Origin of the sequence: Janthinobacterium sp. SUN128 (genome assembly GCF_030587275.1) — a bacterium.
In the GTDB taxonomy this organism is placed as follows: Bacteria; Pseudomonadota; Gammaproteobacteria; order Burkholderiales; family Burkholderiaceae_D; genus Janthinobacterium; species Janthinobacterium lividum.
In genome coordinates, this window is record NZ_JAPWHY010000002.1 from 103679 (window position 1) to 124868 (window position 21190).

Annotated in this window: 14 protein-coding genes; 1 reads left to right on the top strand and 13 read right to left on the bottom strand. The window is 64.9% G+C overall.

Annotation, left to right across the window (positions count from 1 at the left end):
- Window positions 1-2: 2 nt before the first annotated feature.
- The 10 genes from O3297_RS20445 to O3297_RS20490 form a co-directional block, all read right to left on the bottom strand.
- Entirely contained in the window at window positions 3-515 is a 513-nt protein-coding gene (locus tag O3297_RS20445) for a MarR family winged helix-turn-helix transcriptional regulator (protein ID WP_081345395.1), read from the bottom strand.
- 13 nt (window positions 516-528) lie between these two features.
- Window positions 529-1317 carry an SDR family NAD(P)-dependent oxidoreductase gene (locus O3297_RS20450; protein ID WP_305049834.1) on the bottom strand — a complete coding sequence of 263 codons (789 nt, stop codon included), beginning with the start codon at window positions 1315-1317 and terminating at the stop codon, window positions 529-531.
- Between the two features lies 1 nt (window position 1318).
- Window positions 1319-3700, bottom strand: coding sequence for a bifunctional salicylyl-CoA 5-hydroxylase/oxidoreductase (locus O3297_RS20455; protein ID WP_305049836.1), 2382 nt, complete (start codon window positions 3698-3700; stop codon window positions 1319-1321).
- Window positions 3697-5316, bottom strand: coding sequence for an AMP-binding protein (locus tag O3297_RS20460; protein WP_305049837.1), 1620 nt, complete (start codon window positions 5314-5316; stop codon window positions 3697-3699). Before O3297_RS20460 ends, O3297_RS20455 begins: the two co-directional genes overlap by 4 nt.
- A 93-nt stretch (window positions 5317-5409) precedes the next feature.
- Entirely contained in the window at window positions 5410-6120 is a 711-nt protein-coding gene (locus tag O3297_RS20465) for a response regulator (RefSeq protein ID WP_034782102.1), read from the bottom strand.
- An 86-nt stretch (window positions 6121-6206) separates the two neighbouring features.
- Complete coding sequence (locus tag O3297_RS20470) at window positions 6207-10436, bottom strand: two-component regulator propeller domain-containing protein (RefSeq protein ID WP_225317213.1); 4230 nt, start codon at window positions 10434-10436, stop codon at window positions 6207-6209.
- A 54-nt stretch (window positions 10437-10490) separates the two neighbouring features.
- Window positions 10491-11660, bottom strand: coding sequence for a patatin-like phospholipase family protein (locus O3297_RS20475; RefSeq protein ID WP_034751717.1), 1170 nt, complete (start codon window positions 11658-11660; stop codon window positions 10491-10493).
- A gap of 39 nt (window positions 11661-11699) precedes the next feature.
- Window positions 11700-13475, bottom strand: a complete 1776-nt coding sequence (gene ggt / locus O3297_RS20480) for a gamma-glutamyltransferase (RefSeq protein WP_176382293.1) — start codon at window positions 13473-13475, stop codon at window positions 11700-11702.
- Between the two features lie 84 nt (window positions 13476-13559).
- Complete coding sequence (locus O3297_RS20485) at window positions 13560-14318, bottom strand: 3-hydroxyacyl-CoA dehydrogenase (protein ID WP_034782099.1); 759 nt, start codon at window positions 14316-14318, stop codon at window positions 13560-13562.
- Window positions 14319-14490: 172 nt separating this feature from the next.
- A complete protein-coding gene (locus tag O3297_RS20490; protein WP_305049838.1) occupies window positions 14491-14913 on the bottom strand; it encodes a hypothetical protein in 423 nt (140 codons plus the stop codon).
- 291 nt (window positions 14914-15204) lie between these two features.
- Between O3297_RS20490 and O3297_RS20495 the strand changes: the two genes are divergently transcribed.
- Window positions 15205-17262: a TonB-dependent receptor domain-containing protein gene (locus tag O3297_RS20495; RefSeq protein WP_305049839.1), complete on the top strand. Its 2058-nt coding sequence runs from the start codon at window positions 15205-15207 to the stop codon at window positions 17260-17262.
- Window positions 17263-17372: 110 nt separating this feature from the next.
- On the opposite strand, the gene O3297_RS20500 is transcribed toward O3297_RS20495, so the two are convergent.
- From O3297_RS20500 to adk, 3 genes are all read right to left on the bottom strand, one after another.
- Window positions 17373-17807, bottom strand: a complete 435-nt coding sequence (locus O3297_RS20500; RefSeq protein WP_305049840.1) for a hypothetical protein — start codon at window positions 17805-17807, stop codon at window positions 17373-17375.
- A gap of 190 nt (window positions 17808-17997) precedes the next feature.
- Window positions 17998-20121, bottom strand: a complete 2124-nt coding sequence (locus O3297_RS20505; protein WP_092611330.1) for a sodium-translocating pyrophosphatase — start codon at window positions 20119-20121, stop codon at window positions 17998-18000.
- Between the two features lie 180 nt (window positions 20122-20301).
- Window positions 20302-20958 (bottom strand): adenylate kinase, encoded by a 657-nt coding sequence (adk, locus tag O3297_RS20510; protein ID WP_034782090.1) that lies wholly within the window; start codon window positions 20956-20958, stop codon window positions 20302-20304.
- Window positions 20959-21190: the final 232 nt, after the last annotated feature.

The following is a 21190-nucleotide window of genomic DNA, read 5'->3' on the forward strand; positions in this document are numbered from 1 at the left end:
GGTCAATCCTTGAGGGAAGTGTTATTCAACTGCTGCTTCATGTGCGACAGCAGGTCGATCAATTGGTTTTTGTCGTCCGGCGTCACGCCGTGCAGCAGTTCCGCGATCCAGCCTTCGTGCACGCGCGCCATCTCGTCGAACGCGCGCCGGCCGGCCGGCGTCAGCTTGACGCTGTACGAGCGGCGGTCCTTCGGATCGACCACGCGCGCCACCAGTTTTTCCTGCTCCAGTTGGTCGGTGATGCCCGTGATATTGCCGCCCGTGACCATCATGCGCTTGGACAGTTCGCCCATGCGCAAGCCATCGGGAAAGCGTTCGAGCTGCGCCATCAAGTCGAAACGGGGCAAGGTGATGCCGAAGGTGGCGCGCAAGCGCGTGCGCACCTCGTTTTCAATCTTGACCGTGCACGAGAGCATGCGCAGCCACAGCTTGAGCGACTGGTGGTGGTCCTGCGTCAGCCGGCTTGCCAGGTCCAGCACGGGTTCTTCCGGTACGTTCTCGGTTTCTTTATCCATGGTCTTCATTCAGTTACATGACTTCGCCGCCGGCGACGGCGATCGATTGTCCATTCATGGCGGCCGACGCGGGCAGGCAGAGCCACGCTACCGCATCGGCCACTTCCCGTGGCTGCACCAGCCGCTGCTGCGGATTGCCGGCCGCCAGTTCCGCGCGCGCAGCGTCTTCGCCGCGCCCCGTCTTGCGCACGATGTTTTGCACGGCCTGCGCCACCATGTCCGTTTCCGTGTAGCCGGGGCAGACGGCATTGACGGTGACGCCGCGCGGCGCCACTTCCAGCGCCAGCGCGCGCGTCAGGCCGATCACGCCATGCTTGGCGGCGACATAGGCGCTGACATAACGGTAGCCTTTCAAGCCCGCCGTCGACGCCACGTTGACGATGCGCCCCCAGCCCGCTTCCAGCATGGCCGGCATGGCCGCCTGGCAGCAGTGGAACACGCCCGTCAGGTTCACGGCCAGCATTTGCTGCCAGATGGCCGCGTCCGTCTTGCCGAAGGGCGCCGCATGCGCCTGGCCCGCGTTATTGATCAAGATATTGATGCGGCCGAAATGCGCGGCAGCTTGCGCGAAGCCCGCCTGCACGGACGCTTCCACGGCCACGTCAAGCACGCAGATGGCGACCCTGCCCGCATGGCCCTCCTCTTCCAGCTGCATGCGCGCACGCGCCAGCCGCGCGCCATCGCGCCCGGCCAGGGTGACGCGGGCGCCCGCCTCCAGCAAGGCGCTCGCGCAGGCGAAGCCAATGCCGCTGCCGGCACCCGTCACCAGCGCATGCTTGTCGATTATCGCTTGCGTCTTCATGTCATCCTTCCAGCAGCCGCGCGGCCACCTGTTGCGGGGTGAGGCCCGTACTGGCGGCGGCCAGCTGGCGCTCGCGCTGCAGATTGCGTTCCAGTTGCTGCTGGCCCGGACGGTACTGTTTCGGCCAGGTTGCGCCTGCTCCGGCGCCGCTGTAGCCGATGCGCGCCATTTCCGTCAGGGTCCAGGCCGGGTTGGCCAGGTGCGGCCGGCCCACGGCGCACAGGTCGGCGCGCCCGGCGGCGATGATGCTGTTGGCGTGATCGGCTTCGAAGATGGAGCCGACGGCCATGCTGGCGATGCCCGCCTCATTGCGCACGCGGTCGGCAAACGGCGCCTGGAACATGCGTCCGTACACGGGTTGTTCGAGTTTGCTGACCTGGCCCGAGGAACAGTCGATCAGGTCGGCGCCAGCCTGCTTGAACAGGCGCGCGATGCGCACCGCATCGTCGGGCGTGATGCCGCCTTCGACCCAGTCGTGGGCCGAGATGCGCACGCTCATGGGTCTATCTTGCGGCCAGGCGGCGCGCATGGCGCGAAACACGCGCAGCGGATAGCGGCAGCGGTTTTCCAGGCTGCCGCCATATTCGTCCGCGCGGCGGTTGGTCAGCGGCGAGATAAAACTCGACAGCAAATAGCCATGCGCGCAATGCAGTTCCAGCCAGTCGAAACCGGCGACGGCCGCAGCCAGGGTGGCGCGCACGAAATCCTGCTCGATGCGCGCCAGGTCGCTTTCCGTGGCCGCCCGCGCCACCTGCGACACGCCCGCCAGATACTGCTGTTCCGATGCCGCCAGCAGCGTCCAGTTATCCTCTTTCAAGGGCAGATCGATACCATCCCACATGGGCCGCGTCGAGCCTTTCGGCCCCGCGTGGCCCAGCTGCAGGGCGATCTTCGCATCGCTGTTCGCATGCACGAAATCGACGATGCGGCGCCAGGCTTGCGTATGCGCTTCGCTGTACATGCCGGGACAGGCGGGCGTGATGCGCGCATCGGCCGACACGCACGTCATCTCGGCAAACACGAGCCCCGCGCCGCCCATGGCGCGCGCGCCCAGGTGCATCAGATGGTAGTCGCCCGCCACGCCATCGACGGCGCTGTACTGCGCCATCGGCGAGACAGCGATGCGGTTTTTCAGCAGCACGCCGCGCAGGCGGAAGGGCGTGAGCATGGGCGGCAAAGCCTCGTCCCGCATCTCCACGCCAGCCTGCTCGCCCGCGCGCCGCGCCAGCCATTGTTCATAGCCGGCCACGTAGGCAGGGTCGCGCAGGCGCAGGTTTTCATGCGAAATGCGCTGGCTGCGCGTGAGCATGGAATAGGCGAACTGCGGCGCTTCCATGGCGCTGTAGCGCTCGACGTTTTCAAACCACTCCATGGAATTGCGCGCCGCACTCTGGATTTTCAGCACCTCGATGGCGCGCAACTGCTGGTAGGCGGCCAGCGCCGCAGCCGTCTCGGCATGCTGATCGAAGCAGCGCGCCAGCTCGATGGCGTCTTCCAGCGCCAGCTTGGTGCCCGAGCCGATGGAATAATGGGCCGTGTGGGCCGCATCGCCCATCAGCACGACGGGCACGCCGTCCTGTACATGCACCCATTGCCGGCAGACGATGCGGGGAAAGGTGATCCACTGGGCCGAACCGCGCAAGTGCGGCGAATTGCTCAGCAGGCCATGGCCGTCGAGTTCCTCGGCGAACAGGGCTTCGCAAAAGGCGATGCCCTGTTCCTGGCTCATGGCATCCAGGCCCGCCGCCCGCCACACGTGCTCCGGCGTTTCAACGATGAAGGTCGAGGTCTCGCCGTCATACTGGTAGATATGCGCCTGGAACCAGCCGTGCGGCGTCTGGCGGAAGGCAAACGTGAACGCTTCGAATTTCTTGCGCGTGCCCAGCCAGACGAAGCGGCAATGGCGCTGCTCGATTTCCGGCTGGTAGCTGGCCGCATAGCGCGTGCGGATGCGGCTGTTCAAGCCGTCGCTGGCGATCACCAGGTCGGCGCCGTACTGGCGCGCGATGGCCTGGTCGTCCTGCACCTCCGTCTCGAATACCAGCTGCACGCCGAGTTCCTCGCAGCGCGCCTGCAGGATATTGAGCAGGCGCTTGCGGCCGATGCCGCAAAAGCCATGGCCGCCGGAACGCACGGTCTCGCCCTTGAAGTGGATCTCGATATCGTCCCAGTGGTTGAACGCCTGCAGGATGGCGCGCGCAGTCGGCTCGTCCGCATTGGCCAGGTTGCCCAGCGTCTGGTCGGAAAACACCACGCCCCAGCCAAACGTGTCGTACGGACGGTTGCGCTCGATGACGGTGATGCGGTGATCCGGGTTCTGCTTTTTCATGAGCAGGCTGAAATACAGGCCGGCGGGACCGCCGCCGATGCAGACAATATTCATGGGGTGTCCGTGCGAAGTTTGAAGCGCTGCAGCTTGCCCGTTTCCGTGCGCGGCAGGGAAGGCAGGAAACGGATGGCGCGCGGATATTTATACGGGGCGATCTGCTGGCGCACGAAGTCCTGCAGTTCGGCTGCCAGCAGGTCGCTGGCCTGGCAGCCATCCTTCAGCACCACGTGCGCCTCGACGATCTGGCCACGCTCGGCATCGGCGCGCCCGACCACGCCGCATTCGGCCACGGCCGGATGGCGCAGCAGCGCCTCTTCCACTTCCGGACCGGCGATGTTGTAGCCGGCCGAGACTATCATGTCGTCGCTGCGCGAGCGGTAATAGAAATAGCCGTCGGCATCCATCTCGAAGGTGTCGCCCGTCAGGTTCCAGCCATTCTGCACATACTCGCGCTGGCGCGGGTCGGACAGGTAGCGGCAACCGGTGGGGCCTTTCACGGCCAGGCGGCCCGTCACGCCGGACGGCTGCGGCACGCCGGCGTCATCGACGATGCACGCCTGGTAGCCGGGAATCGCCTTGCCGATGGCGCCGCGGCGGATGCCCTCGCCCGTGGCGGAAATGAAGATATGCAGCATCTCGGTGGCGCCGATGCCGTCCGTCATGGCCAGGCCCGTCGCCGCCTGCCAGGCGTCGCGCGTGGCCAGCGGCAGCGCCTCGCCGGCCGACACGGACAAACGCAGGCTGCGCACATCGTGGCTGGCCGCCAGGGGCGCCATCTGGCGGTAAAAGGTAGGCGCCGTGAAGCAGATCGTGGCTTGATAGGCGCCGATGGCGCGCAACAGGCCGTCGGGCGTGAGTTTTTCCAGCAGTACGGTGGCCGCGCCAAAGCGCAGGGGGAACAGCAGCAAGCCGCCGAGGCCAAAGGTGAACGCCAGCGGCGGCGTGCCGATGAAGATATCGTCGGCGCGCACCTGCAGCATGGAGCGGGGAAAGCAGTCGCAGATGGCCAGCAGGTCGCGGTGCATGTGCATGGTGCCTTTGGGGACGCCCGTCGTGCCCGAGGTAAAGCTGATCAGGCAGACGTCGTCGGCCGCCGTGTCGCATGCGGAAAATGGCGCATCGTGGGCCGCCATGTGCTGCTCCAGTTCCGTGTCGTCGGCGCCAAAGCACAGCATGGGCGGCAGGGACGCCAGCGCGTCAAGTTCCGCGCGCAAGCCCTGCGCGCACAGCACGGCGTTCACTTCCGCCTTGGCCAGGATGACGGACAGTTCGCGCGCGCGCAGCAGCGGCATGGTGGGCACGGCGATGCAGCCGGCTTTCAGCACGGCCAGCAGGCAGGCGGCCATCATGGGCGTATTCGCGCCGCGCAGCAGCACGCGGTTGCCGGGGATCAGATGCAGGTCGCTGCGCAGCACGTGGGCGATGCGGTCGACCTGCCGCGCCAGCTGTGCATAGGTCCAGCGCTGGCCGTCGGCAAGGATGGCGGTGCGCTCGCCACCGCCGCCGGCCACGGCCACATCGAGCAGCGCGGCGACGCAATTGAGACGCGGCGGATACTGCAGCTCGGGCAAGTCCAGGCACAGCTGCGGCCAGAGTTCACGCGGCGGCAAGTGCGTGTGGGCAAAGTCGTCCTGGGGAGATGCGGTGGTAGGCGAAGGGTCGCTGCTCATGCTCATCCTGGCTGATAGCGGGCGCGTGCACAAGGCCCGGAAGCAGATACTTTAAACCTAAAGTATTTTTCCAGCAAGCGGAAAACAGCAATTTCAGTCGACGCCGTCCTGCTGCCGCAGCAAACGCGCCTGCTGCGCCACACTGCGCGCCAGCGCGGCCAGGGCCGCTTGTATCTGGTCGCCATCGAGCACCGAGGCCTGCAGCAGCGCCATCATGCCCGCTTCCGCGCCATGCAAGCCGAGGGTGCGGCAACCGAGGTGCAGCCGTTCGAGCTGCTGGCGCGCCTGGGCCGGTTCGCCGCGTGCCAGCAAGGCATCGACCTGTTCGCCGGCGGCGACTATCTGCCCCTGGAAGCCCGTCAGATACGCCAGCAGGCGTTCGCTGTCGATGCCCAACCGCTGCAACGTGTCGCGCGGCGCCTCGGCCGGCAAAGCCGAGACGTCGAAGCAGGCGTCGATATGCTGGCGCACCTGCTCCGGCTGGAAAGGCTTGACGATATAGCCGGCAGCACCTGCCTGCACGGCGTCACGCACCGTGTCATGGTCATTGGCCGACGATACCAGCACGAGCGGCATGGCATCGAGCGCGCTGTCGGAGCGGATTTTCTGCAGCAGCTCCATGCCGGACAGGCGCGGCATGCGCAAATCGCAGAAGCACAGCGACGGACGCAAGCCGCCTTCGAGCTGCTCCCACGCGGCCGCGCCATCTTCGGCTTCCACGATATCGTGCACGCCGCAACTGTCGATCAAATGCATCAATACCATGCGCGACACGACATCATCGTCAACCACCAGTACTTTCATTGCTTTCTCCATTGGCGGCAGCGTCAAGGTGCCTGGCCGTATTCTACCCAGTTTCGCCGCGCGCTCGATGGTCGGCATTGCCTATTTTACATTTCCTTGCCCGAAACGGCTATTTGCGCCAACAGTGCGCGCAATTGCGGCAAATGCACGGCCACTTGCGTCCAGCGCCCGCCGTCCGCCGCCTCCTCCATTTCCGTGCACAGCATGTGCAGCTGCGTTTCATCGAGATAGGCGGCGCTGCCCTTCAAACCGTGCAGCAGGCGCCCGGCGTTTTCCTTGTCCTGCGCCGCCAGGGCGGCATCGAGTTCACGCAGGCGTCCCTCCAGGTCGGCGACGAAGGCGACGCGGATGCGCCGTTGCAGTTCGCCGCTGCGGATGGACTGGGACGGCGCCGGAACGGGAATCGCCGGCGCGATGCCGAACAGGGCATCGAGTTCGGCCTGTCCCCGCGCCGCGCCGCGCGGCACGTTCGATGGCATGCGCGGCAACATGAAACCGCGCTGCAGCTGGCGCTCGATGGCGCGCGCCAGCAAGCCATGCAGCGCCGCCTCGTCCACGGGCTTGCTGAGGAAATCATCCATGCCGACGCCGAGATAGCGGCTGCGGTCTTCTTCGCTGGCATTCGCCGTCAGGGCCACGATCATCAGTTCCTGGTCGCGCACGGGCTGGTCCGGCCAGCCGCCCACGCGGATCAGGCGCGTCGCCGTCGCCCCATCCATCTCCGGCATGCGCCCGTCCATCAGGATCAGGTCATAGCGCGTATGCACGCAGGCCGCCACCGCCAGCACGCCGTTGGCGACCACGTCGACCCGGTGCCCCAGCTCTTCGAGCATGACGCGGATGATGATCTGGTTGGTGGGGAAGTCTTCCGCGCACAGCACGCGCAGCTGGTGGCTGTGCGGCGCCAGCGCCACCTGCGGCACCAGCGGCGGTGCCACGCCATCGGCCAGCGGCAAGGTGAAGGCAAACGTGCTGCCCTGCCCCGGCGTGCTGGCCACCTCGATCTCGCCATCCATCAGTTCGACCAGCTGGCGGCAGATCGCCAGGCCCAGTCCCGTGCCGCCGTAGCGCCGCGTGGTGCTGGCGTCGGCCTGCTCGAACTTCTGGAACAGCCGCGCCATGGCTTCCGCATCGATGCCGATGCCGCTGTCGCTGACGGTGAAGCGGATCAGGTTGACCTTGCGTCCGCCGCTGCCGCTGGCCACGCCGGCGCGCTCGACGCACACGCTGACGCCGCCGCGCTGGGTGAACTTGAAGGCATTGCCGACCAGGTTGACCAGCACCTGGCGCAAGCGGGTCGGGTCGCCCACCACGAAGGGCGGCAGGTCGGGCGCAAAGTCGATGGAGAAACCGATGCTGCGCGCGGCCGCCTGCTCCTCGAACAGGCTGACGACCGTCTCGATTGCCGCGCCGAGCGCGAAGTCGATGTTTTCGATGCTCAGCTTGCCCGCCTCGATCTTGGAAAAATCGAGCAAGTCATTGATGATAACCAGCAGCGACTGGGCGTTGGCCTGGCCGCGCAGGATCTGCTCGCGCGTGGCGTCGTGCAGCTGCTCGTCGCGCAGGGCAAAGCCCAGCATGCCGATCACGCCGGCCAGCGGCGTGCGCATCTCGTGGCTCATGTTGGCCAAAAATTCCGACTTCTGGCGCGTCGCATCCTCGGCCTTGCGCTTGGCCTGGCGCAGGCTTTCCTCGTTTTTCGTCAGGCTGCTGTTCACTTGCGCCAGCTTTTCCGACTGGGCCAGCACTTCGATTTCCTTGCTCTGCAACTCGGCCGTGCGTTCGCTGACCTGCTTTTCCAGTTCATTCTGTTGATGCCGCAGCGCGCGCACGCGCTGGCGGTAGGCGCCATAGATGGCGCCCAGCAGCAGCACCGCCATCAGGGTGCGGAACCACCAGGTTTTCCAGAACGGCGGCAGGATCGTGATGGCCAGGGTGGCGCCGCTCTCGTTCCAGACGCCGTCCTTGTTGGCCGCCTTGACGCGAAACACGTAGTTGCCGGCATCGAGGTTGGTATAGGTGGCAAAGCGCCGCCCCGCATCCGTCATGACCCAGTCCTGGTCGAAGCCTTCGAGCCGGTAGGCGAACATGTTGCGCTGGGGCGCGGCGAAATGCAGGGCCGCGAATTCCAGCGAAAAGACGCTTTCGCGGCTGGTCAGCACGAGGTTGCGCGTGTGGTCGATGGCCGCCTTGAGCACGTGCGCGAACTCGCCGCGGCCGATGGCCACCGGCTTGTTGAAGATCTGCAGTTCCGTGATGGCCACCAGCGGCGGCACGCGGTTGTCGTGGATATCCTGCGGCACGAACGCCGTCATGCCGTTGAAGCCGCCGAAATACATGGTCCCGTCCGACGCGCGCAAGGCCGCGCCATCGAAGTACGAGCCTTCCACCGTGCCATCGGCACTGTCGTAGTTGCGAAACAGGCCGCTGCGCATGTCGAGCCGCGTGATGCCGCTATTCGTACTCAGCCACAGCTGCTCGTTGTCGTCGCCGAGGATGCTGGCGACGGCGTCGTCGGCCATGCCATCCTTGCGCAGGAAGCGCCGGAAGCGGATCTCGCCCTTGGCATCGACGTCCATGCGGTTCAAGCCATTGGCCGTGCCCACCCACAGCACGCCGCGCTTGTCTTCGTGCAGGAAATGCACTTCATCATGGCTCAGGCTATGCGGATTTTGCGGATCGTGGCGGAAATGGCGGAAGTGCCCGCTGGCGCGGTCCAGCAAGTCCAGACCGTGGAAGGAACCGATCCACAGGCGCCCCTTGCCATCTTCCAGCACGGGCCGCACCATGTTGTCGGACAGGCTGTTCGGGTTGGCCGGGTCGTGGCGGTAGGTGGTGAAGCGCTTGGTGACGGGGTCGAAGCGGTGCACGCCGCCCCGCGTCGAGACCCACAGCATGCCGCTGCGGTCGCTCACGATATTGCGGATGGTGTCGCTGTTCGGGTCGCCGGCGGCAAAGCGCATGGTGAAGAAGCGCCCCAGTGCGGGATCGAAGCGGTGCAAACCCGTCGAGCCACCCACCCACAGGGTGCCGTCCGGCGCCTTGTACAGGGTAGTAACCTGTTCGTCGCGCGACATGCCGGGAGAACTGCGCAGGTCGAACAGGCGCGAGCTGCCGTCGCGCGTGTCATACAGTTTCAGGCCGCCCTTGGTGGCCAGCCACAGCTTGCCATTGCCCGCGTCGGCCACGGCGCGCACTTTCTTGTCCGCCAGCGCGCCCACATCGCCGGGCGCGCGCGCCATGCGCGAAAAGCCGCCGCTGCCCAGGTCGACCCGGCTCACGCCGTTGTACCAGGAGCCGACCCAGAAGGTGCCGGCGCGGTCGCGGTACAGCGACGACAGCTGGTTATCGGCGACGCTGAATTTGTCGCCCGTCTGGTGGCGGTACTGCAGGAAGGTATCGCTCTCGGGCAGCCAGCGGAACAGGCCATCGGCATTGCTGCCCAGCCAGACAGTGGCGTCGACATCCTGGTACAGGCTGGCGACGCGGATGGCGGAAAAACCATTTTTCTCACCGAAGCGCACTCTTGCCTGCGGCGGCTGACCGGCGGCGCCCAGGCGCCAGCGCTCGGCGCCGGCCATGGTGCCGATCCACAGGTTCTGCTGGCGGTCGATCAGCAGCGACTGGATCACGTTGTACTTCGAGCCGGGCTCCGTGTCGACGGCAAAATGCTCGAAGCGCTCGCTGCCCGGTGCCAGCATGTCCAGGCCCGTTACCGTGCCGATCCACAGGCGCTGCTGCGCGTCCAGCGCCAGCGCCTTGATTTCATTGTCGCCCAGGCTGTGCGGGTTTCCCTCTTCATGGTGCCAGGTACGGAAGACGCCCGTGGCGGGATCGAAATGCTGCAAGCCGTCCGAGGTGGCGATCCAGAAGCCGCGCGCGCCATCTTCGAGAATGGCGTGGATATGCCGGTTGCCGTTGCCGCGCTTGCTCTTTTCCGCCGGGACGTAATGGATGAAGGTCTGGCTGGCGGCATCGAAGCGGTCCAGGCCATTGTCGGTACCGACCCACAGCTGGCCCTGGCTATCGACATGCAGTTCGCCCACCCAGTTGTCGGCCAGGCTGGTCTTGTCGCCTTCGATATTCTTGTAGACGACCATGCGGTAGCCATCGTAGCGGCTCAAGCCTGACTGGCTGCCGAACCACATATAGCCCTGCCGGTCCTGGGCAATGGCCAGCACCGATTCCTGCGCCAGGCCCTGGTCGACGCTGAGCTGGTCGAAACGCAGGGTGGGCGCAGGCGCCGCCGCGGCCGGGCCGCCCAGCAGCAGAATTAACAGTAAGGCAACATCGTAAACACGTCGAAATACCAGCACAATCGTCCTGTCAAAAAAAACGCGAAAAACCCGCACGCCGCTCCAAGGGCCGTCTCAGGAACCAAAGAACGCCAGGACATCATCCTTGCGGGCTTGCGTATCGCGCTGTCCAAGACGGATCAGCTCGTTAGTATACGTCGATTCGAACAATAAATACGATGCCAGCGCCGCGCCGCGCGCTTCTGCCGCGCCGATGCCCGACAACATGGTGCGGATGGGACGAGGCAGACTGCCGATATGCCGGCTGGCGATGGCGTCGAGCCGTTCGGACGGCGCGATGACCAGCAATTCCACCGGCCGCAAGGCCGTCTTGCCCAGCAATTCGGGCGGCAGCATCGACAGGGTCAGGTTGATGCGGTTCAGGCGCTCGATGTCGACGGCCAGGCCATCGAGGAAGATCGACGACAGCGCATGGCCGGCGATCTGCGCCAGGCTCGGGTAGCGCGCCGCCTCGGACGCGGCGGGCGCCGGTTCCGTCATGCGCCCCGCGCCCACCACCAGCACCTTGTTCGCGCCCAGGTGGATCGCCGGCGAGATCGGCGCCAGTTGGCGCATGGAGCCATCGCCGCAGTACTCGCGCTGGCCGCCCACATACAGGGGCACGGCAGGAAAGATGAAGGGGATGGCGGCCGAGGCGAGCAAGTGCTCCACGCCGATCTGGTCCGGCAGGGCCAGGCGCTGCGTGCGCACCCACGGCGCGATATCCTCGGCCGTCTGGTAGAACGTCATGTGGCGGCTGCCCGAATACGACGACGCCGTCACGGCCAGCGCATGCAGCAAGCCGTCAGCCAGGGCCGCGTCCAGGCGCGGCAAGTCGAGCATGCGGTGCAGCAGGCTGACCAGCGGGGTATTGTCGAGCAGGGAACTGGGCGGCGACGCATGCCACTGGCGCAGCAGCCAGCCGAACGACAGCAGCGACAGCCAGCGCGCGCCCGAGCGGATCACGCCCAGTGAATCGGCCCGATACACTTGCTCGACTTCGATGTGCTGCCACACGTCGAGCAGCTTTTGCACGCCTTCGCCGAAGTTATCCGCGCGGCAGGCCAGCGCCGTGGCGTTGATGGCGCCGGCCGAGGTGCCGCAGATGATGTCGAACGGGTTGCGCGCCGGCGCCCAGCCCGCTTCCCACAGAATCGCTGAAATCGCCTGCAGCACGCCCACCTGGTAGGCGGCACGGGCGCCTCCTCCCGTCAGTATCAAGCCTGTTTTATTTTGCATTCCCATGCCGGCAGATTAGCAGGGTCTTGATACTTTGTGGAAATTTCAGTCGCCGCGGACCATGCCTTCCCTGCGTGGGTCCGCGCCGCCAAACCAGAAATCCTTGCCATGCGCATTCAGGCGCATGATGCCCTGCAAGCCGGAATTCTGTTCGATGACGCGCACTTCGTGGCCCATGGCTTGCAGCGCCTCGACTTGCGCGGCAGGCGCGCGGCCCTTTTCCAGTTCCGTCGGGCCGTTGCGGCTGCCAAAGTTCGGCAGGTTGATCGCCTGCTGCACGTTCATGCCCCAGTCCATGGTGCCGACCAGGACCTTGGCGACATAATTGATGATGGACGAGCCGCCGGGCGAACCCGTCGCCAGCACCAGCTTGTGCGTGCCCTTCTCGAACACGAGGGTGGGCGACATGGCGCTGCGCGGACGCTTGCCCGCCTCGACCCGGTTGGCAATCGGGCCGTCCGCATCGCGCGAATCGAACGAGAAATCCGTCAGCTGGTTATTCAGCAAAAAGCCGTCGACCATCTGGCGCGAGCCGAACGCGTCTTCCACGCTGGTGGTCATCGACAGGCCGCCCCCGAAGGCGTCCACGGCCACCAGGTGCGAAGTCGACGGGCGCTGCAAGGCGTTGTCCATGCCCCACGCCACCTGCATGCCGGGCGGCGTGCCGGGCATGGCCTTGCCCATGGATTTGTCGCCGATCAGCGAGGCGCGCTGCGCCAGATAGGTTTTATCGAGCATCGAGGCGATACCGTTGCCCGGCAGCGGCACGAAGTCCGTGTCGGCCACGTAGCGGTTGCGGTCCGCGTAGGCCAGGCGCCCCGCTTCCGAGAACAGGTGGATCGCTTGCGCATCGAGCACGCCGTCGACGGGCGCATACGGCCGGATATCCTTCACTTCCAGCATGCCCAGCATCTGCGCGATGGCGATGCCGCCCGACGATGGCGGCGGCATGCCGCACACGGTCCATGCCTTGTAGTCGCTGCAGACGGGTTCACGCACCTTGGCCCGGTAGCCGGCGATATCTTGCGCCGTCAGCTTGCCCGGATTGGTCGGATGCGCCGCCACCTTGGCGGCGATGTCGCGCGCGATGCGGCCCTGGTAAAAAGCGTCGGCGCCGCCACGGGCGATCTCGCGCAGGGTGCGGGCCAGTTGCGGGTTTTTCAGCACGTGGCCGACGGGCCAGGCCTTGCCCTCTTTGTCATAGAAATAGGCGGCGGCGACAGGGTCGCGCTTCAGGGCCTGGTCCCAATTCAACAGGCCGTTGAGGCGCTGGCTGACGGGAAAGCCGCCGTGCGCCAGCTTGATGGCGGGGCCGAACAGGGTCGCCCACGGCAGCTTGCCGTGCTCCTTGTGCGCCAGTTCCAGCATGCGCAGCACGCCCGGCGCGCCCACGGAACGCCCGCCCACCACGCCCGTGGCGCGCGAGACGGGGCTGCCGTCCGCATTCTGGAACAGGTGCTCATCGGCGCTAGCAGGCGCCGTTTCGCGTCCGTCGAACGCCTGCACGCCCTTGGCCGTGGAATACAGCAGGAAGGCGCCGCCGCCAATACCCGACGACTGCGGTTCGACCAGGGTCAGGACCAACTGCGTGGCGATGGCCGCGTCGATGGCGCTGCCGCCCTTTTTCAGCATCTGGTAGCCGGCATCGGCGGCCAGCGGATTGGCGGCGGCGACCATGAATTTCTGCGCTGCCCAACCCGATTTTTCCGCATACGCGGTAGCGATTTCCGGCGCCTTTTGCGGCACCTCGGCAAATACGGGACTGGCAGCCAGGGCTCCCAGCAAGGTCAGGCTCAGCGCCAGCGGCTTCAATGTGATCATGGATTCTCCGATAAAAAAAGGGCGCACAGCCAGGCAAGGCTGTACGCCCCATACGGGGGTATCCTACATCAAATCACGCCAGGCTTATTTCGGTTGCATGCGGATCGCGCCGTCCAAACGAATCGTCTCGCCATTGAGCATGACATTTTCCACGATGGCTTTCACCAGTTGCGCGTACTCGCCAGGCTTGCCCAGGCGCGAAGGGAACGGCACCATCTTGCCCAGCGCATCCTGCACTTCGGCCGGCATGCCGAGCAGCATCGGCGTTTCGAAAATGCCGGGCGCCACCGTCATCACGCGGATGCCGTTGCGCGACAGGTCGCGCGCCATCGGCAGGGTCAGTCCCACCACGGCCGCCTTCGACGACGCATACGCGGCCTGGCCGATCTGGCCATCGTAGGCTGCCACGGAAGCCGTGTTGATGATGACGCCGCGCTCGCCTTCAACGGTGGCATCCTGCTTGGCCATGGCGTCGGCCGCCAGGCGGCACATATTGAAGGTACCCACCAGGTTGATGTTGACAACCTTCTGGAACAGGGCCAGCGGATGCGGGCCATCCTTGCCCACGGTTTTCACGGCCGGCGCCACGCCGGCGCAGTTGACCAGGCCGCGCAAGGTACCCAGTTGGGTTGCGGCGGCCACCACGGCCAGGCCGTCTTCTTCCGACGTCACGTCGCACTGCACGAAGACGCCGTTCAACTCCGCGGCCAGCGCCTGGCCCGCCTCCGTCTGCACGTCGGCCAGCACGACCTTGCCGCCGGCTGCCGTCAGCATGCGCGCCGTGGCCGCGCCCAGGCCCGATGCGCCGCCCGTGATGATGAATACATTGTCCTGAATCTGCATGAAATCTCCTGAGTGATAAGGGCCGTGTTCCCGGCGCCTGATGGTGAATGCACGATGCCATCGTTACGCGCCATTACGCGCTATTACGTTTACGTAAACGTAATGTCGGCGACAATTGTAGCCATTTTTGCGGGCACCGAGCGAAAACTTGTAGCGCTGGCGTATGGAAGGGCTAAAAACACTGGATGAAAGCGCCGTTGCGGTGGCAGATGCGCCCGTTGGCATCGAGCGTGGCATTGCCCGCGCCGTTATAGCGCGCACCGGCAGAGTCGCGGCAACCGCCTGTATCGCATGCACCGATGGGCTGCGGCGCGCGCGGCATCGGTACGGCCGGGCTGGGCGGCAGGGGCGCCATGGGCACGACGGGTGGCGCAAGCTGCGCCGGCATGCGGCCGATCACCTGCGCCACGGAACGGCGCGGCTGCACGGGCGGCGCCGGGCGGCAAGGTTCCACCGCCAGCTTGCTGCTGTCGCGCGGGTCGAGCTGGCACACGGGCAAGGACTCGGGCGCCTGCTGCTGCGCCCAGGCATGGCCGCCAGCCGATACCGACATGCCGCAAGCCAGCGCCAATATGCTTTTTGTCATCCGCTTCATGCCCTCTCCCAACGCTTCCATCGCCCGGTTTTCATTATTGGCACAGGCCGCGCCAGATGCCAGCAAGGTAACAATTACTCACGTTTGCTGGTGCCGCACACCGCCGATGCGCGTCCGGTAACGGTGTTTTATTTCCTTTCAGTACTTTCTTTCTTGCCAGCATGGCATTACAATAAGAACGATTCTTATTCTCATTAGTGGAGTGAGAGCGCAATTTATTATCTTTTCACTCATTTATACCCGAGCCACCCGGAAGGCAGCCAGGAAATAACAATATCCGGAAAGTTCATCATGACCCAGCGTAGTTCCGTCTTCGTAGCCCCCGTCGCCACTCCCGCCCGCTCCATTCATTCCGCCGCCCTGCTCCTGCCCTGCCTGCTGTCGCTGGCCGTCAGCAATGCCTGGGCCGAAGGCAATGTGGCCGCCGATCCCACCATGAATACGGTGGTCGTCACCGCGTCGGGCACGGCCATCGATATCAAGGATGCGCCGGCCAGTATCAGCGTCATCACGCGCGAGGAAATCGAACGCCAGCCCGTGTATGACTTGAACACGCTGCTGCGCCGTATCCCCGGCGTGACGGGCGGCACCAGCCCTGAAGGCGAAGCGTCGAAGATCAAGCTGCGCGGCTTGCCCGATAAATACACGCTGATCCTGGTCGATGGCAAGCGCGTGGGCAGCTCGGCCGACACGGCTTACCGTCCCGACCTGGGCCGCCAGGACTTGAACTGGATCTCGCCCGACATGATCGAGCGTATCGAAGTGGTGCGTGGCCCCATGTCCTCGTTGTACGGATCGGACGCCATGGGCGGCGTGATCAATATCATCACGCGCAAGGTGCCGGGCAAATGGAACGGTTCGGCCACGGCCAACTACACGCAGCCGCAGGACAGCGACCGAGGCACGGCGCACCAGCTGGGCGTAAACCTGACCGGCCCCCTCTCGGACACGGTCGGCATGCGCCTGGGCGTGAGTCAGTCGCGCCAGAACGCCGATAAAAAATTCGACAAAGCGGGTGGCATGGGCGGCGAACGCAACCAGACTGTCTCGGGTCAGCTGAGCTGGGCGCTGGACAAGAAACAGAACCTGTCGCTGGACGCCAGCTATGGCAGGCAGGAAGCCAGCGATTCGAGCGCGCATGATGCGGATGGCGAGCCGCTGGTCTACAGCTGGGGCGCCAACAAACTGATACGCAAGAGCGTCAGCCTCGGCTACGAAGGCCGCTGGGACTTCGGCAAGGCGACGGTCAATTTGTACCACAACGATTTCGACAACGAAGTCGTCGGCACGGTGGCGAAATCCAAGGACAGCACCCTGGACGCCAGCCTGGAAAAACGGGTCGGCTGGGGCGGCATCGAGCAAATGCTGGTGATGGGCGGCCAGTGGAAGCACCAGGAGCTGACGAACACGGACACCATCGGCACCGTGCCCACCGATTACCTGGGCAATCCCGTAAGCGGCGCGACCCTGTCGGGCACCACCTCGGCCCTGTTTGCGGAAGACCAGCTGTTCCTGCGCGAAAACCTGACGGCCACAGCTGGCCTGCGCCTCGACCACCACAGCAAGTTCGGCAACCACTACAGCCCGCGCCTGTACCTGGTGTACCACCCTGCCCCGGCCTGGACCATCAAGGGCGGCATTTCGCAAGGCTTCCGCGCCCCGAGCCTGAAGGAAAACTCGCCGGCGGCAGCGACCAACTCGGGCGGACGCGGTTGCGGCAGCCTGAAACCGCTGGGCTACATCACCGGCTCCTGCTACATGGCTGGCAATGCGGACTTGAAACCGGAAACGAGCACGGCCGGCGAGATCGGCGTGGCGTGGGAACAGAATGGCTGGGATGTAGGCCTGACTTACTTCCACACGGATTTCAAGAACAAGATCGACTATGCGCCGCTGGGCTTTTACCAGAAACGCTGGTGGACCAAGATGACGAATATCCAGAAGGCGCGCACCAGCGGCCTGGAAGCGACGGCCACCATCCCGCTGACGAAAAACCTGAACTGGCGTAACAACGTCACCTACATGGCGGAAGCGAAGAACCTGACCACGGGCGCCAACCTGCTGTCCACGCCAAAACTGTCGTGGTACTCGGCGCTGGGCTGGCAAGTCAACGACCAGCTGTTCGGCGAAGTATCGGCCCAGTACACGGGCAAGGAACTCGATGCCGGCAAGCTGGCCGAAAAAGCCTACACCATTGTCGACACCGTCGTGTCGTACAAGGTCACGCCACAGTGGACCGTGCGTGGCGGCGTGCAGAACCTGTTCAAGAAGGGGCCGATGGCCGATGGACTGGTCGACTATTACGTGCCGGGACGCCGCATGTTCGTCGGCCTGACGTCGCGTTTTTAAGGCCTGGCTGTAAGACTTGATAGCGGCAGCGTGCCGGCGTTGGCCGGCACGCTGCCAGCATGGGCGCCGCCCTTCACCACACGTTCCTGTTCATGCAGGCCTCCCGCGTCTCAGCGTCCGCCCAAGGACGTCACTGCGCGCCATGGCGTCAGGCAATTTTTCACATACGGATAATAGCCCTGCGGCCGCGCGCAGTAATACCACCTCTGCGCCGTCGGTACGCCGCCCTGCTCGATATACACGGGCGGCAGCGGCACGATGAGCGTGCGGCCATACGGATAACGGTAGGGATAGCCATACCACGGGTCGCCATACCAGCCCGGCCCATAGCCCCACGACGATCCCATCCATACGCCCACCTGCGGGCGGCCGTGAAAGTGGCCGTGATGACCATGGTGGCCATGGGATTGGCCGTGCGCCATGTGCGCGCCATGCCCGCCCCGTCCACCGTGTCCGCCAGGCCCGGCCGCGGCGGCGCCGCTGAGCGCCAGTCCCACCACCAGCAGCACCAGCCCCACGCCACGTCTCTTGTACTTGCTGTCCATGACATCCTCCCGCCATGCACCATCAACGGTGACTATCACTCCATTATTGGTCGCTGCGGCCGGAAGTCAAAGGCAGGGTAACAAATGCTCACCGTTGATACGCGAGGGATACGGATGGCAGGAAAGTTTCGCGTGTGCACAGAAAAACAGCCCCGCTGGCTGCGGGGCTGTCGAGCGTGAGTGCGCTGCCTTACTGCGCCGGCAAGACCTGCGCCGGTGTCGCCGGCGCCAGGATGGGTGGCACGGGCGCATGGATGGGTGCCGGCGCCTTGACCGCCAGCCAGCCCGTGGCCGGCAGCAACGGCACCAGCAGCAGGGCCACGATATTGATGATCTTGATCAAGGGATTGACTGCCGGACCGGCCGTATCCTTGTACGGATCGCCCACCGTGTCGCCCGTGACGGCCGCCTTGTGCGCATCGGAACCCTTGCCGCCGAAATGGCCATCCTCGATGTATTTCTTCGCATTGTCCCAGGCGCCGCCGCCCGTCGTCATGGAAATGGCCACGAACAGCCCCGTGACGATCGTCCCCATCAGCAAGCCACCCAGCGCTGCTGGACCCAGCAGCATGCCCACCACGATGGGCACCACCACGGGCAGCAGCGAGGGCACGATCATTTCGCGGATGGCCGACGCCGTCAGCATGTCGACGGCCTTGTCGTATTCGGGCCGCGCCGTGCCTTCCATGATGCCCTTGATGTCGCGGAACTGGCGCCGCACTTCCACCACCACGGCGCCGGCCGCGCGGCCCACGGCTTCCATCGCCATGGCGCCGAACAGATACGGTATCAGGCCGCCGATGAAGAGGCCAACGATGACCATGGGGTTCGACAAATCAAAGGTGATGTGCTGGCCCACCGATTCGAGCGCATGCGTGTAGTCGGCAAACAGCACCAGCGCGGCCAGGCCGGCCGAGCCGATGGCATAGCCCTTGGTGACGGCCTTGGTGGTGTTGCCGACGGCGTCCAAAGGATCGGTGATGGCGCGCACGGAGTCGGGCAGCCCCGACATCTCGGCGATGCCGCCCGCGTTATCCGTGATGGGGCCATATGCGTCGAGCGCGACGATGATGCCCGCCATCGACAGCATGGCAGTAGCCGCAATGGCAATGCCGTACAGCCCGGCCAGCTGGTACGAAACGAGGATGGCGACGCAGACGGCCAGCACCGGATACGCAGTGGATTTCATCGACACGCCCAGGCCGGCGATGATATTCGTGCCGTGGCCCGTCGTCGACGCTTCGGCGATGTGGCGCACGGGCTTGAAGTCCGTGCCCGTGTAGTACTCGGTGATGTACACCATCAGGCCCGTGAGGACGATGCCGACGACGGTGGCGCCCAGCATCTTGTAGCGCATGGCGTCATCGGGCCACAGCAGCCACGTGACGACGGCAAAGCCGACCAGCGACAGGCCGGCGGCCCACCACAGGCCCGTGTACAGGGCCGACATGATTTTCGCACCCGGCTTGGTCTTCACCATCGAGCAGCCAACGATGGAGGCGAGGATGGAGACGGCGCCCAGCAGCAGCGGGTAGATTATGGCTGTGCCGCTGGCCTCGGCCATCAGCAGTGCGCCCAGCAGCATGGTGGCGATCAGGGTCACGACATAGGTTTCGAACAAGTCGGCCGCCATGCCGGCGCAGTCGCCCACGTTGTCGCCCACGTTGTCGGCGATGACGGCGGGGTTGCGCGGATCATCCTCGGGTATGCCCGCCTCCACCTTGCCCACCAGGTCAGCGCCCACGTCGGCGCCCTTGGTGAAGATGCCGCCGCCCAGACGCGCGAAGATGGAAATGAGCGAGGCGCCGAAGGCCAGGCCGATCAGGGGCTTGATCAGGTCATGCTGGGTCAGGCCGGGCGCGCCCGTCGTCACCAGCAGCCAGTAGAACAGGGTCACGCCCAGCAAGCCCAGTCCCACCACCAGCATGCCCGTGATCGCCCCGCCCTTGAAGGCCACGTTCAGCGCCTGGTTGATGCCCAGGGTGGCCGCCTGCGCCGTGCGCACATTGGCCCGCACGGAGACATTCATGCCGATGAAGCCGCAGGCGCCCGACAGCACGGCGCCGATCAGGAAACCCAGCGCCGTATGCAGGCCAAGCAGCGCATAGATGGCGATCAGGAGCACCACGCCGACGATGGCGATGGTGCGGTACTGGCGCGCCAGATAGGCGGCCGCGCCCTGCTGGATGGCCAGGGCGATTTCCTGCATGCGCGCGTTGCCTGGATCCTGCCTCAGGATCCAGCTGCGCGACACCAAACCGTAAATGACTGCGACCACGCCGCAGGCTACCGCAAACCACAAACTGGCTGCCATATCGTCCCCTTCTGTTTTTATCCGACGTCATTGCCAAAAGCTGCAGACCGCACCGGGTAGGCACGCGCAGCCAGGAAAACACGACCTGCAAAAAACCCGAACTACGAAAACGATGTGGCACCGCTGCTGAAAAGCGGGCACAAAAAAAGCGGACACTCAGGTCCGCTTTTCATAAACTGCTTATTCCGCCAGGGCGGCAAATGCGCTGTCGCGGATTTGCTCGACCGGACCGACGCCGGCGATGCGGCGGTATTTCGGTGCGCCTGGCAGGCCGGACTTGGCCCAGTCATTGTAGTAGCCCAGCAAGACCTTGGTCTGGTTGTGGTACACGTCCAGGCGCTTCTTGACCGTTTCCGCCTTGTCGTCGTCGCGCTGGATCAGCGGTTCGCCGGTGATGTCGTCGATGCCGTCGACCTTGGGCGGATTGAATTTGACGTGGTAGACGCGGCCCGAACCCGGGTGGCTGCGGCGGCCATCCATGCGCTCGATGATCGACGCGTCAGGCACGTCGATTTCCAGCACGTAGTCGACATTGATGCCGGCATCTTTCATGGCGTCCGCTTGCGCGATGGTGCGCGGGAAGCCGTCGAACAGGTAGCCATTGGCGCAATCGGCTTCCTGCAGGCGGTTCTTGACCAGGCCGATCATGATGTCGTCCGACACGAGGCCGCCCGCATCCATGACTTTTTTCGCAGCCAGGCCCAGTTCCGTGCCTTCCTTGATCGCCGCGCGCAGCATGTCGCCCGTGGAGATTTGTGGAATGTTGTATTTTTCTTTGATGAAATTAGCTTGGGTGCCCTTGCCGGCACCGGGTGCTCCTAAAAGTATCAGACGCATTGAAAAGTTCCTAAAAAACAGATTTTGGATGGTGGTATGTGTAATTATTTTTAGATGGTGTTGCTAAGGCTATCTTTCCCTACGAAACTTACCACAAAAAAACCCCGGAACGCCAGTTTGCTATCGAATTGCTATGCCCTGATTGATCAAAGCCAGCAATTCGCGCGACGCACGTTTCAAAATGTGGTTTTTTGTGGCAAGCCCCGCATAAAATTTTTCACGCGCACACACG

Coding starts and splice junctions, on each gene's coding strand:
- O3297_RS20455 (WP_305049836.1), bottom strand. CDS start 3,700: ATGAATATTGTCTGCATCGGCGGCGGTCCCGCCGGCCTGTATTTCAGC.
- ggt (WP_176382293.1), bottom strand. CDS start 13,475: ATGATCACATTGAAGCCGCTGGCGCTGAGCCTGACCTTGCTGGGAGCC.
- O3297_RS20475 (WP_034751717.1), bottom strand. CDS start 11,660: ATGGGAATGCAAAATAAAACAGGCTTGATACTGACGGGAGGAGGCGCC.
- O3297_RS20505 (WP_092611330.1), bottom strand. CDS start 20,121: ATGGCAGCCAGTTTGTGGTTTGCGGTAGCCTGCGGCGTGGTCGCAGTC.
- O3297_RS20460 (WP_305049837.1), bottom strand. CDS start 5,316: ATGAGCAGCGACCCTTCGCCTACCACCGCATCTCCCCAGGACGACTTT.
- O3297_RS20490 (WP_305049838.1), bottom strand. CDS start 14,913: ATGAAGCGGATGACAAAAAGCATATTGGCGCTGGCTTGCGGCATGTCG.
- O3297_RS20485 (WP_034782099.1), bottom strand. CDS start 14,318: ATGCAGATTCAGGACAATGTATTCATCATCACGGGCGGCGCATCGGGC.
- O3297_RS20450 (WP_305049834.1), bottom strand. CDS start 1,317: ATGAAGACGCAAGCGATAATCGACAAGCATGCGCTGGTGACGGGTGCC.
- O3297_RS20500 (WP_305049840.1), bottom strand. CDS start 17,807: ATGGACAGCAAGTACAAGAGACGTGGCGTGGGGCTGGTGCTGCTGGTG.
- adk (WP_034782090.1), bottom strand. CDS start 20,958: ATGCGTCTGATACTTTTAGGAGCACCCGGTGCCGGCAAGGGCACCCAA.
- O3297_RS20445 (WP_081345395.1), bottom strand. CDS start 515: ATGGATAAAGAAACCGAGAACGTACCGGAAGAACCCGTGCTGGACCTG.
- O3297_RS20495 (WP_305049839.1), top strand. CDS start 15,205: ATGACCCAGCGTAGTTCCGTCTTCGTAGCCCCCGTCGCCACTCCCGCC.
- O3297_RS20465 (WP_034782102.1), bottom strand. CDS start 6,120: ATGAAAGTACTGGTGGTTGACGATGATGTCGTGTCGCGCATGGTATTG.